General features: G+C 43.6%; 13 protein-coding genes. All 13 read right to left on the bottom strand.

The window, feature by feature from the left end:
• Nucleotides 1-54: 54 nt before the first annotated feature.
• The 13 genes from E0E47_RS14125 to E0E47_RS14065 all read right to left on the bottom strand — a co-directional run bounded on the left by E0E47_RS14125 (nucleotide 55) and on the right by E0E47_RS14065 (nucleotide 12,050).
• Nucleotides 55-624, bottom strand: coding sequence for an SMI1/KNR4 family protein (locus E0E47_RS14125; RefSeq protein WP_129734458.1), 570 nt, complete (start codon nucleotides 622-624; stop codon nucleotides 55-57).
• Between the two features lie 45 nt (nucleotides 625-669).
• Nucleotides 670-1,161: an Imm9 family immunity protein gene (gene imm9 / locus E0E47_RS14120; RefSeq protein ID WP_007558984.1), complete on the bottom strand. Its 492-nt coding sequence runs from the start codon at nucleotides 1,159-1,161 to the stop codon at nucleotides 670-672.
• A gap of 290 nt (nucleotides 1,162-1,451) precedes the next feature.
• On the bottom strand, nucleotides 1,452-2,672 hold the full coding sequence (locus E0E47_RS14115) for an IS91 family transposase (RefSeq protein WP_008620106.1): 1,221 nt from the start codon (nucleotides 2,670-2,672) through the stop codon (nucleotides 1,452-1,454).
• Between the two features lie 126 nt (nucleotides 2,673-2,798).
• Nucleotides 2,799-3,368 (bottom strand): SMI1/KNR4 family protein, encoded by a 570-nt coding sequence (locus E0E47_RS14110; protein WP_129734458.1) that lies wholly within the window; start codon nucleotides 3,366-3,368, stop codon nucleotides 2,799-2,801.
• Nucleotides 3,369-3,413: 45 nt separating this feature from the next.
• Nucleotides 3,414-3,905 carry an Imm9 family immunity protein gene (imm9, locus tag E0E47_RS14105; RefSeq protein WP_007558984.1) on the bottom strand — a complete coding sequence of 164 codons (492 nt, stop codon included), beginning with the start codon at nucleotides 3,903-3,905 and terminating at the stop codon, nucleotides 3,414-3,416.
• Between the two features lie 290 nt (nucleotides 3,906-4,195).
• A complete protein-coding gene (locus tag E0E47_RS14100) occupies nucleotides 4,196-5,416 on the bottom strand; it encodes an IS91 family transposase (protein ID WP_008620106.1) in 1,221 nt (406 codons plus the stop codon).
• Nucleotides 5,417-5,542: 126 nt separating this feature from the next.
• Nucleotides 5,543-6,112 (bottom strand): SMI1/KNR4 family protein, encoded by a 570-nt coding sequence (locus tag E0E47_RS14095; protein WP_129734458.1) that lies wholly within the window; start codon nucleotides 6,110-6,112, stop codon nucleotides 5,543-5,545.
• Between the two features lie 45 nt (nucleotides 6,113-6,157).
• Nucleotides 6,158-6,649: an Imm9 family immunity protein gene (gene imm9 / locus E0E47_RS14090; RefSeq protein ID WP_007558984.1), complete on the bottom strand. Its 492-nt coding sequence runs from the start codon at nucleotides 6,647-6,649 to the stop codon at nucleotides 6,158-6,160.
• A gap of 290 nt (nucleotides 6,650-6,939) precedes the next feature.
• Nucleotides 6,940-8,160, bottom strand: coding sequence for an IS91 family transposase (locus tag E0E47_RS14085; protein ID WP_008620106.1), 1,221 nt, complete (start codon nucleotides 8,158-8,160; stop codon nucleotides 6,940-6,942).
• Nucleotides 8,161-8,276: 116 nt separating this feature from the next.
• Nucleotides 8,277-9,395 (bottom strand): tyrosine-type recombinase/integrase, encoded by a 1,119-nt coding sequence (locus tag E0E47_RS14080; RefSeq protein ID WP_117722014.1) that lies wholly within the window; start codon nucleotides 9,393-9,395, stop codon nucleotides 8,277-8,279.
• A gap of 12 nt (nucleotides 9,396-9,407) precedes the next feature.
• The gene (locus E0E47_RS14075) at nucleotides 9,408-10,232 is read right to left on the bottom strand and encodes a toxin-antitoxin system YwqK family antitoxin (RefSeq protein ID WP_009316591.1); all 825 of its coding nucleotides are present in this window, start codon (nucleotides 10,230-10,232) and stop codon (nucleotides 9,408-9,410) included.
• The gene (locus tag E0E47_RS14070) at nucleotides 10,229-10,984 is read right to left on the bottom strand and encodes a DUF4261 domain-containing protein (RefSeq protein ID WP_118494620.1); all 756 of its coding nucleotides are present in this window, start codon (nucleotides 10,982-10,984) and stop codon (nucleotides 10,229-10,231) included. The genes E0E47_RS14075 and E0E47_RS14070 overlap by 4 nt, the downstream gene beginning before the upstream one ends.
• 145 nt (nucleotides 10,985-11,129) lie before the next feature.
• Nucleotides 11,130-12,050 carry a hypothetical protein gene (locus E0E47_RS14065; protein ID WP_004328541.1) on the bottom strand — a complete coding sequence of 307 codons (921 nt, stop codon included), beginning with the start codon at nucleotides 12,048-12,050 and terminating at the stop codon, nucleotides 11,130-11,132.
• Between the last annotated feature and the right edge of the window lie 29 nt (nucleotides 12,051-12,079).

Below are 12,079 nucleotides of genomic sequence, written 5' to 3'. Positions count from 1 at the left end.
AATGTTTTGCAGCTAATCGCCTTTATGGGCGATTAAGGTGCGTGTTAACAATCATTATTCTAATTTCTCATGTCTAAATTCAAAATCTATATTCTCACCCGGAAGCAGTTTAGTCATATAACTCTTTTTTTCTCCTTCATCAAACTCAAGTTCACCTAAAAGCTCCTGAGTACTAATAATTTCATTTTTCAGATAATCATTAAAGTTGTTATATACTTTGCCACATTTAATTGGATCGTGTGAAAAAAGGACTACTTCATAATTATCTTTATCAATACATAATGGATCTGTAGCTGGACTTTCAGCAAAAACAATATATTTATCTATTACTTCTCTTGGAAATTCGGATAAAACAAATTCCCATGAACTTTCTGACAATGGAATCAAATTATCTAATGGATATAAATTTGACATAAAATCCGTATTGTCAGTTCCTCCAAAATACAAATAGAAATCTTTCATTTCTTTAGGAAGTTTCCAACCTAATTTTTTTTCGATTTCAATAAGTATATCTTTATCATCAATTGGAAAAACTTCTATATCATAATTCTCCAAGAACTTTATAAGACTACTTTTCCAACCACGTTCACCAATTCTTTGTATTGGCATTTCTACATTTTTCATATATTCTTTTTTTGATTGTTAATGGTTTGCAGCGTTCCGCCTTATTCAGTCGGTAGTGCTGTTTGTTATAAACTCTTTTTTCTTTATTCTTTTGCCGTTACATGTAAAGCCATAAGCAAAAGCTGCATCTATGGCTTGTTTTGCACTCTCAAGAATATAATGATACAAATTATCATATTTACTAAAGCATGGAGAAAGAATGTAGAAGTTTTTAATATTTAAAGGAATATAAATCCCCGTCATATCGGATATTCCATAGCGTGCTTCCTCCAAATTTGGTACTGGTATGGAAATAGATATTTCAAACTCTTTATTAGATGGGAAACGTTTTGCCCGTTTGAAAATCCCAATCCCCCCATTAGTATTTCGAAGATTTATCTGTATGAGAAGTTTCCAATCTCCCAAATCATCTAAGTTGATTTGGTTATTGTAATCTTCCATATAACCATTCAACTCTCGGTAAATTGAGCGCAGTAAGTCCAATTCTCCAAGTTCGGGGATTTCACTACTTATTAAAACTGCATATTGATTATTCATACATTCATCCTTATATCCAGAGTTTATAATGTTTAGAGGATAGCCGACCGTTTAGGGCGGTTCATCCTCATGTTCGAGACAATTTTTATTTCCTTTATTACATACTATATAGAACTTCAATTTTTGACTGCTGTTTCCGGCAGAAAGAGGTGTGAAGTTCATGCCCGCACCCCGTTCGTTTCATTACTGCTCTTATCCGTATTTCATTCATTTTTCAGTTCTCCTTTCTTTCTTTTCATGGGATTTCACTGTTCTTGTTCACGGCAGGACATAGCTATCCCATGTTGCTGTCATGCCGCTTTTTTCCGGTGTATGTCGCAATGCTCCAGTATTACCGTGTATGTCATGCCGCCACCCGTTACCGTAGTGTGGCTGTAAACTCTCGTCCGTCCGCAACGCTCGCAGAAATACGGGTTTTCATATCCGCTTTCTGCCTGTTGCAACTCGGCTTCCTCTATCTCGCTTTCATCCTGCCCGAAGTATTCTTCCGGCAGGCTGCCTTTATTGGAATAGAAGCCGTAGTACCTCACGATGCGGAAATAGCGCAGTGGAACGTGTTGCAGCAGCCGGGGGAAGAACTCCCGGTAATGCAGCGTCAGTTCCTTTTCAACCGGGTTCCTCCTGTCGGGTGAGTTTTTGTAATCACGGTAACGGAATGAAATGTTTTCGCCGTCCATTGCCGTAATCTTGTATTCACTCAGGCACGCCCGTTTGGAATATCTGCCCACATATTGTATCACCTGTTCCGGCATCTGTATGGGTGGTTCCAAATGCACTATCCAGTCCTTTTTGTTTGCCACTTTTTTGATGAAGCCCATAAACTCCATGCGGTCACGGAAGTCATGCTCCAGCCTGCCCGCATCGAACAACTCTATCAGGGCGTGTTCAAACTTGTAGCGGAATACCTTACAGATAGAGGGGATATGCACGTAGTCATGTTCGGGGATGACTATCTTACCGTCGTTATCTATGCCGCCCCATGACATAATCATGTGCGTATGTACATGGAGCTGTTTCGTTTCCCCGTAGGTATGTAGTACGGCAATTACCCCGGTTTTCAAGCCGAACTTGTGCATCATCCAGTCTTTCAGCGTTTCAGCCGAAGTACGCATCAGTATATTCAGCATTTCTTTCCTGTTGCGCTTCACCAAGTCCAGCAGGATATGCGGCAAGGTCATCACCACATGGCGGTGTGGCACCCGCAGCATCTTTTCTTTCATGCGTGCCGCCCATTTCAGCGTGTCACGCCAGCCGCATGACGGGCAAAAACGGTGTTTGCAACTATGGCTGATTTCCCGTACTTCCCCACAATCGGGACAAACGTATGTATCTATCCCCAAAGTGGTTGTGCGACATACACGGATAGCGTTCACCGCCTTGTACTGTTCGGGGGTGATGTACTCCGCCGGGTGCTGTGCGTATTCGTCCCACCACCGATTGAAGAAATCGGACAAGCGGTACTTCTTTTCTTTGCAACCGTCTGTATATATGTCGTTTAGCACTTCTTTCATAGCTCGCACACAAATCCTTTTTTACTCCATTTTAATATCTAATCATTTGATTATTAGTTGTTTATTGTCTTGAATGTTTTGCAGCTAATCGCCTTTATGGGCGATTAAGGTGCGTGTTAACAATCATTATTCTAATTTCTCATGTCTAAATTCAAAATCTATATTCTCACCCGGAAGCAGTTTAGTCATATAACTCTTTTTTTCTCCTTCATCAAACTCAAGTTCACCTAAAAGCTCCTGAGTACTAATAATTTCATTTTTCAGATAATCATTAAAGTTGTTATATACTTTGCCACATTTAATTGGATCGTGTGAAAAAAGGACTACTTCATAATTATCTTTATCAATACATAATGGATCTGTAGCTGGACTTTCAGCAAAAACAATATATTTATCTATTACTTCTCTTGGAAATTCGGATAAAACAAATTCCCATGAACTTTCTGACAATGGAATCAAATTATCTAATGGATATAAATTTGACATAAAATCCGTATTGTCAGTTCCTCCAAAATACAAATAGAAATCTTTCATTTCTTTAGGAAGTTTCCAACCTAATTTTTTTTCGATTTCAATAAGTATATCTTTATCATCAATTGGAAAAACTTCTATATCATAATTCTCCAAGAACTTTATAAGACTACTTTTCCAACCACGTTCACCAATTCTTTGTATTGGCATTTCTACATTTTTCATATATTCTTTTTTTGATTGTTAATGGTTTGCAGCGTTCCGCCTTATTCAGTCGGTAGTGCTGTTTGTTATAAACTCTTTTTTCTTTATTCTTTTGCCGTTACATGTAAAGCCATAAGCAAAAGCTGCATCTATGGCTTGTTTTGCACTCTCAAGAATATAATGATACAAATTATCATATTTACTAAAGCATGGAGAAAGAATGTAGAAGTTTTTAATATTTAAAGGAATATAAATCCCCGTCATATCGGATATTCCATAGCGTGCTTCCTCCAAATTTGGTACTGGTATGGAAATAGATATTTCAAACTCTTTATTAGATGGGAAACGTTTTGCCCGTTTGAAAATCCCAATCCCCCCATTAGTATTTCGAAGATTTATCTGTATGAGAAGTTTCCAATCTCCCAAATCATCTAAGTTGATTTGGTTATTGTAATCTTCCATATAACCATTCAACTCTCGGTAAATTGAGCGCAGTAAGTCCAATTCTCCAAGTTCGGGGATTTCACTACTTATTAAAACTGCATATTGATTATTCATACATTCATCCTTATATCCAGAGTTTATAATGTTTAGAGGATAGCCGACCGTTTAGGGCGGTTCATCCTCATGTTCGAGACAATTTTTATTTCCTTTATTACATACTATATAGAACTTCAATTTTTGACTGCTGTTTCCGGCAGAAAGAGGTGTGAAGTTCATGCCCGCACCCCGTTCGTTTCATTACTGCTCTTATCCGTATTTCATTCATTTTTCAGTTCTCCTTTCTTTCTTTTCATGGGATTTCACTGTTCTTGTTCACGGCAGGACATAGCTATCCCATGTTGCTGTCATGCCGCTTTTTTCCGGTGTATGTCGCAATGCTCCAGTATTACCGTGTATGTCATGCCGCCACCCGTTACCGTAGTGTGGCTGTAAACTCTCGTCCGTCCGCAACGCTCGCAGAAATACGGGTTTTCATATCCGCTTTCTGCCTGTTGCAACTCGGCTTCCTCTATCTCGCTTTCATCCTGCCCGAAGTATTCTTCCGGCAGGCTGCCTTTATTGGAATAGAAGCCGTAGTACCTCACGATGCGGAAATAGCGCAGTGGAACGTGTTGCAGCAGCCGGGGGAAGAACTCCCGGTAATGCAGCGTCAGTTCCTTTTCAACCGGGTTCCTCCTGTCGGGTGAGTTTTTGTAATCACGGTAACGGAATGAAATGTTTTCGCCGTCCATTGCCGTAATCTTGTATTCACTCAGGCACGCCCGTTTGGAATATCTGCCCACATATTGTATCACCTGTTCCGGCATCTGTATGGGTGGTTCCAAATGCACTATCCAGTCCTTTTTGTTTGCCACTTTTTTGATGAAGCCCATAAACTCCATGCGGTCACGGAAGTCATGCTCCAGCCTGCCCGCATCGAACAACTCTATCAGGGCGTGTTCAAACTTGTAGCGGAATACCTTACAGATAGAGGGGATATGCACGTAGTCATGTTCGGGGATGACTATCTTACCGTCGTTATCTATGCCGCCCCATGACATAATCATGTGCGTATGTACATGGAGCTGTTTCGTTTCCCCGTAGGTATGTAGTACGGCAATTACCCCGGTTTTCAAGCCGAACTTGTGCATCATCCAGTCTTTCAGCGTTTCAGCCGAAGTACGCATCAGTATATTCAGCATTTCTTTCCTGTTGCGCTTCACCAAGTCCAGCAGGATATGCGGCAAGGTCATCACCACATGGCGGTGTGGCACCCGCAGCATCTTTTCTTTCATGCGTGCCGCCCATTTCAGCGTGTCACGCCAGCCGCATGACGGGCAAAAACGGTGTTTGCAACTATGGCTGATTTCCCGTACTTCCCCACAATCGGGACAAACGTATGTATCTATCCCCAAAGTGGTTGTGCGACATACACGGATAGCGTTCACCGCCTTGTACTGTTCGGGGGTGATGTACTCCGCCGGGTGCTGTGCGTATTCGTCCCACCACCGATTGAAGAAATCGGACAAGCGGTACTTCTTTTCTTTGCAACCGTCTGTATATATGTCGTTTAGCACTTCTTTCATAGCTCGCACACAAATCCTTTTTTACTCCATTTTAATATCTAATCATTTGATTATTAGTTGTTTATTGTCTTGAATGTTTTGCAGCTAATCGCCTTTATGGGCGATTAAGGTGCGTGTTAACAATCATTATTCTAATTTCTCATGTCTAAATTCAAAATCTATATTCTCACCCGGAAGCAGTTTAGTCATATAACTCTTTTTTTCTCCTTCATCAAACTCAAGTTCACCTAAAAGCTCCTGAGTACTAATAATTTCATTTTTCAGATAATCATTAAAGTTGTTATATACTTTGCCACATTTAATTGGATCGTGTGAAAAAAGGACTACTTCATAATTATCTTTATCAATACATAATGGATCTGTAGCTGGACTTTCAGCAAAAACAATATATTTATCTATTACTTCTCTTGGAAATTCGGATAAAACAAATTCCCATGAACTTTCTGACAATGGAATCAAATTATCTAATGGATATAAATTTGACATAAAATCCGTATTGTCAGTTCCTCCAAAATACAAATAGAAATCTTTCATTTCTTTAGGAAGTTTCCAACCTAATTTTTTTTCGATTTCAATAAGTATATCTTTATCATCAATTGGAAAAACTTCTATATCATAATTCTCCAAGAACTTTATAAGACTACTTTTCCAACCACGTTCACCAATTCTTTGTATTGGCATTTCTACATTTTTCATATATTCTTTTTTTGATTGTTAATGGTTTGCAGCGTTCCGCCTTATTCAGTCGGTAGTGCTGTTTGTTATAAACTCTTTTTTCTTTATTCTTTTGCCGTTACATGTAAAGCCATAAGCAAAAGCTGCATCTATGGCTTGTTTTGCACTCTCAAGAATATAATGATACAAATTATCATATTTACTAAAGCATGGAGAAAGAATGTAGAAGTTTTTAATATTTAAAGGAATATAAATCCCCGTCATATCGGATATTCCATAGCGTGCTTCCTCCAAATTTGGTACTGGTATGGAAATAGATATTTCAAACTCTTTATTAGATGGGAAACGTTTTGCCCGTTTGAAAATCCCAATCCCCCCATTAGTATTTCGAAGATTTATCTGTATGAGAAGTTTCCAATCTCCCAAATCATCTAAGTTGATTTGGTTATTGTAATCTTCCATATAACCATTCAACTCTCGGTAAATTGAGCGCAGTAAGTCCAATTCTCCAAGTTCGGGGATTTCACTACTTATTAAAACTGCATATTGATTATTCATACATTCATCCTTATATCCAGAGTTTATAATGTTTAGAGGATAGCCGACCGTTTAGGGCGGTTCATCCTCATGTTCGAGACAATTTTTATTTCCTTTATTACATACTATATAGAACTTCAATTTTTGACTGCTGTTTCCGGCAGAAAGAGGTGTGAAGTTCATGCCCGCACCCCGTTCGTTTCATTACTGCTCTTATCCGTATTTCATTCATTTTTCAGTTCTCCTTTCTTTCTTTTCATGGGATTTCACTGTTCTTGTTCACGGCAGGACATAGCTATCCCATGTTGCTGTCATGCCGCTTTTTTCCGGTGTATGTCGCAATGCTCCAGTATTACCGTGTATGTCATGCCGCCACCCGTTACCGTAGTGTGGCTGTAAACTCTCGTCCGTCCGCAACGCTCGCAGAAATACGGGTTTTCATATCCGCTTTCTGCCTGTTGCAACTCGGCTTCCTCTATCTCGCTTTCATCCTGCCCGAAGTATTCTTCCGGCAGGCTGCCTTTATTGGAATAGAAGCCGTAGTACCTCACGATGCGGAAATAGCGCAGTGGAACGTGTTGCAGCAGCCGGGGGAAGAACTCCCGGTAATGCAGCGTCAGTTCCTTTTCAACCGGGTTCCTCCTGTCGGGTGAGTTTTTGTAATCACGGTAACGGAATGAAATGTTTTCGCCGTCCATTGCCGTAATCTTGTATTCACTCAGGCACGCCCGTTTGGAATATCTGCCCACATATTGTATCACCTGTTCCGGCATCTGTATGGGTGGTTCCAAATGCACTATCCAGTCCTTTTTGTTTGCCACTTTTTTGATGAAGCCCATAAACTCCATGCGGTCACGGAAGTCATGCTCCAGCCTGCCCGCATCGAACAACTCTATCAGGGCGTGTTCAAACTTGTAGCGGAATACCTTACAGATAGAGGGGATATGCACGTAGTCATGTTCGGGGATGACTATCTTACCGTCGTTATCTATGCCGCCCCATGACATAATCATGTGCGTATGTACATGGAGCTGTTTCGTTTCCCCGTAGGTATGTAGTACGGCAATTACCCCGGTTTTCAAGCCGAACTTGTGCATCATCCAGTCTTTCAGCGTTTCAGCCGAAGTACGCATCAGTATATTCAGCATTTCTTTCCTGTTGCGCTTCACCAAGTCCAGCAGGATATGCGGCAAGGTCATCACCACATGGCGGTGTGGCACCCGCAGCATCTTTTCTTTCATGCGTGCCGCCCATTTCAGCGTGTCACGCCAGCCGCATGACGGGCAAAAACGGTGTTTGCAACTATGGCTGATTTCCCGTACTTCCCCACAATCGGGACAAACGTATGTATCTATCCCCAAAGTGGTTGTGCGACATACACGGATAGCGTTCACCGCCTTGTACTGTTCGGGGGTGATGTACTCCGCCGGGTGCTGTGCGTATTCGTCCCACCACCGATTGAAGAAATCGGACAAGCGGTACTTCTTTTCTTTGCAACCGTCTGTATATATGTCGTTTAGCACTTCTTTCATAGCTCGCACACAAATCCTTTTTTACTCCATTTTAATATCTAATCATTTGATTATTAGTTGTTTATTGTCTTGAACGTTATACTATCAGCCGATTTGGCTGTTATTTTCTTTAAGTATCAGACCTCGTCTTCCTCCATCAACAGATCGTCCAACGGGCTTTTGATATTGCTTTTGAAAGTGTCGGCTATGTGGACATACCTTTCCGTTGTCTTGATGTTGTTATGTCCCATAAGCTCTTTCACAATTTTGATGTCGGTTCCTTGCTCCAGCAAGTGGGTGGCGAACGAATGGCGCAGCAGGTGCGGATAAATCCGTTTCGTGATTCCCGCTTCCCGAGCCGCAGCCTTCAACCGTTTCGACACGATACTCTCGGTGAAAGGTTCGCCCGGTCTGTGTTCAAAGAGCCACACTTTCGGTTTGTATAGTCTGTTATATTCCGTCAGCTTTTTCATCAACGGTTTTGACAGCAGGGTGTAGCGGTCCTTCTTGCCCTTTCCCTGACGCACCCGTATCAGGGAGCGGGGGTCGTTGATGTCGCCGGGTTTCAGTTCCAGCAGTTCGCTGATGCGCAACCCTGCGGAGTAGAGTATGGAGAACATACAGAAGAAACGCAGGTCTGTCACTGTCACGTCGAGTATTTTCTTTATTTCCTCCTTGCTCAACACGTCGGGCAGCGTCTTCTCCCGTTTGGCACGGTTCACCTTGTAACACCGCCGTTCCTGACCGAGAACTTTCTCGTAATAGAACTTGATGGCGTTGATACGCTGGTTTTGCTGGCAGGAGGATATGTTTTTCTCATGGATGAGATACAGCAGGTAGTCGTTTATCTCGCCGGGAGTAACCGTTTCAATCTTACGCCCCTCGAAATATTGTTGGAAATCGCGGAAATAGGAGGTATATACCCTTACGGTATGGTCACTGTAACGCACTTGCTGGAGTTTTTCCAGATAACCTTCCGGCAGTGGCGGCCGTTTGTCTTCCTCTTTACGGGGTGCGGTTTCCTTGATGGCGGAATAGTCTATAAACGCCATTTTCACATAGCGGTCGAAGAACTCGGCAAGCACGAAATTCTCTGCCGGCAGATAAGCCCTGCCACCGACAAGCAGTACGTTTTCTTCCTTCGACAGCGACAAGCGGATGTCATTGTCATTACCGAAAGTCACTTCGACAAATTCTCTCCCGTTTCTTACCACAGGAGAAAGTTTGATTTTGGGTTTTGGAGTATATATTTCCATGTTTTTTAAATTTTACCGGTCCCACTCGTTCAGGATTTCTCCGCTTATGATATCATATCGTATCCAGTGTCCCGTCTCGCGTCCCTCGGTGTATTCGCCTTGGACTGCGATATCGTCCCGGTCGATTTCTTTCCACGAACCGTGCTTGTAGCCGTTCTTGTACGAGCCGGATTTGTAGGCGTACAGCTTGCCATGTAGGTGGGCCGTGTATTCGTAGGGGCCGTCCAGTTCGCCGTTCTTATAGTGGCTGACGGTTTTGCTGACCCATCTCTCGGTGGTATCCTCGCTGATTTTCCATTGTTTTCCCTCTTTCCGGTCGTCGGTATAGTTTGCCTCGTAGATCTGCTTGCCGCTTTTCGGGTCAAAGCGTTGTTCCTTGCCGTTCCGCTTGCCCTGCCTATATTCCTGAACCATGTCCGGCTTCCCGTCGCTGAACCATGTCCTTACCGTACCGTCTATCTTCCCGTACTGCATGGGTGCTTCCCGTTGCGGTGTCTTTCCGTCCTGATGATAGGAAACGAACAGACCATGCCGTCTGCCGTCGGTATACTTGCCCTTTTCCCGCAGGCTGCCGTTGCGGAAACGCCTGTACTCGCCCTGCATAACCCCTTTGGAAAAATGCACTATTTCCTCATCCTGCCCCCGCAAGATACGGAATTTGCCCGATAGCGGACGTTTTCCGCCCTTCAGATAATGGACGACTGTTCCATGCTGTTCGTCCGTGGTGGTTCGCAAGTCACCGGATTCCACGATCCGCTGTGCGAAGGCAGAACAACACAGCAGCGTGAGAACGATGGCCGCAAGCATTTTTCTTATGTTTCCCTTTACCTTTCTCATTCGTCCGGATATTCAAGTTTCAATGTCATGCCGTCCAAAGCGATGCCTTCGCTAAGCGTGATGGCAAGTTTCTGTTCTTCGGAGAATCCTATGGTTTCCCCGTCCTGCAAGGTGACATCATCCGACAGGATATAATGCACGATGTCCATTAGGAAATCACGGATGTCACTCAGATCGGCAGGGGCATACACTTCGATTTCCTCTTTCCCGAATTTTCTCAGTCCGTAGGTATAGATGCCGGGGATTCCTTTCTGTGTGCGGTAGATGCCGAACCATATCCAGTCCATGACGGGCAGTTCATCTTCTTGCAGGAGTGCGGCCATATCCCTGTAAAATTCGGGTTGGAACACCATACCGTCGGTATATACCGCTGTAGCGTAGGACTGTTTCAGGCAGGAAGACGTGGCTCTGGTGAACAGTTTGGCTCTCTCCAGCAGGTTGGATTGGTCTCCGGTCACGGATACGAGGATATGTGCCTCGTGTTGTCGTGCCACTTCTGTTGCATCTTTCCACAGGTAGTTGCCCTGTGCATAGTGTTCCGCTTCTCCGTTGGGTACGGGACCGGGCATGATGGCTATTGCCAATGTCATGCCGCTGAACATTCCGACAAGTACGTCCCCGTTGTCGTCGTCATCGGTAAGGACGATTCCCCAGTCTTCCTCGAAGTCATGGATGAACTGTTTCTTGTCCCATTGATTTTGTGAAAGCAACACGGACGAGACAAAGCATCCTTTGATATTATCCTTTTCCATATAGTTCTTTCTTTTTGAGTCGTCAATTATTGAAGATTCTTGCGCAAGATAGGTATTTTACCCTGATTCCTTGGTACTTTCATCTGTTAATATACGATAAATGCAGGCCCTGCCTGTGACTTTACAGATAAAGGTTGCGCTCCGTTCAATAGATGCGCACATACTGTACTTCCCCGTCAAGCAGTTCAACATAGCGGTTGTCGGAAAAGCGCAATGTCTCCAGAGTCCTGCCTTCCTTCTTGACTTCCGATTTGTGGTATGGTTCGCCCCACGCGGCGATGACCATTTCCCTCGTCATGCCGGTATCGACCTTGCGGAAGGCAATCAGCTTCCCGTATTTCTCGCCGTACCGTTTTTCCAGCTGGCCGATACGTGCCGTGCTTACAAACTCGTACACCTCGTCACCGCCTATAGGAAATGCTTCCACACGGACACCGTCAGCACCTTCCATCAGCAGAAACGCCCCGTCACTGTTCATCTTCAGGCCGATGTCCACACAACGGTACTCCGCACCTTCAGCCGGGGTGATTACCTGACCGTCCTCGGTCTCGACGGCCTTGGCAAGTGACAGGAATGTCTGTCCGACAAAGCGTTTCAGTTTCTCATAATACCCTATACAGGTCATGCTCAGCGGATACCTGAATGGGTTGTAATACATCTCATCACCGCTTTCTTTTTCACGGAGCAGCAGGCAGCATCCAGCCGACAGGTAGTCTGTCTTTGTCCAGACCTTCACTACCTCGTAATATTTCCCCACTACCTCTTTAGAAGGGGTGGTACTGATGTTGACCGCCTTGTACACCGTTCGGTCATCCCCGGTAAGGAAATTGACCGTGTAGAAAGCATCCCAGTAGCCGTTCCTGTCATTTTTTACCCCATGCATGTACAGGGTCTGTCCCGGAAGGGAAGTGAAACTCCGCTTCTCCACGTTCGTCAGGCTGTCATAGGGGTGGGCATTTGTCACCGTGTACTCTTTCAGTCCATCGTTCTTGGGAACGATGTTAAGCTGTGCATGGGCATACATCACCGTGCACAGGAAGAAGGTTATAATTGGAATTGTTTTCATACTCAATCACTTTTTAAGTTTACAGGTGG

Source organism: Paraprevotella xylaniphila YIT 11841, from assembly GCF_900683745.1.
Taxonomy (GTDB): domain Bacteria; phylum Bacteroidota; class Bacteroidia; order Bacteroidales; family Bacteroidaceae; genus Paraprevotella; species Paraprevotella xylaniphila.
The sequence above is the reverse complement of the archived record's forward strand: the minus strand, read 5'-3'. Positions and strand labels throughout refer to the sequence as shown.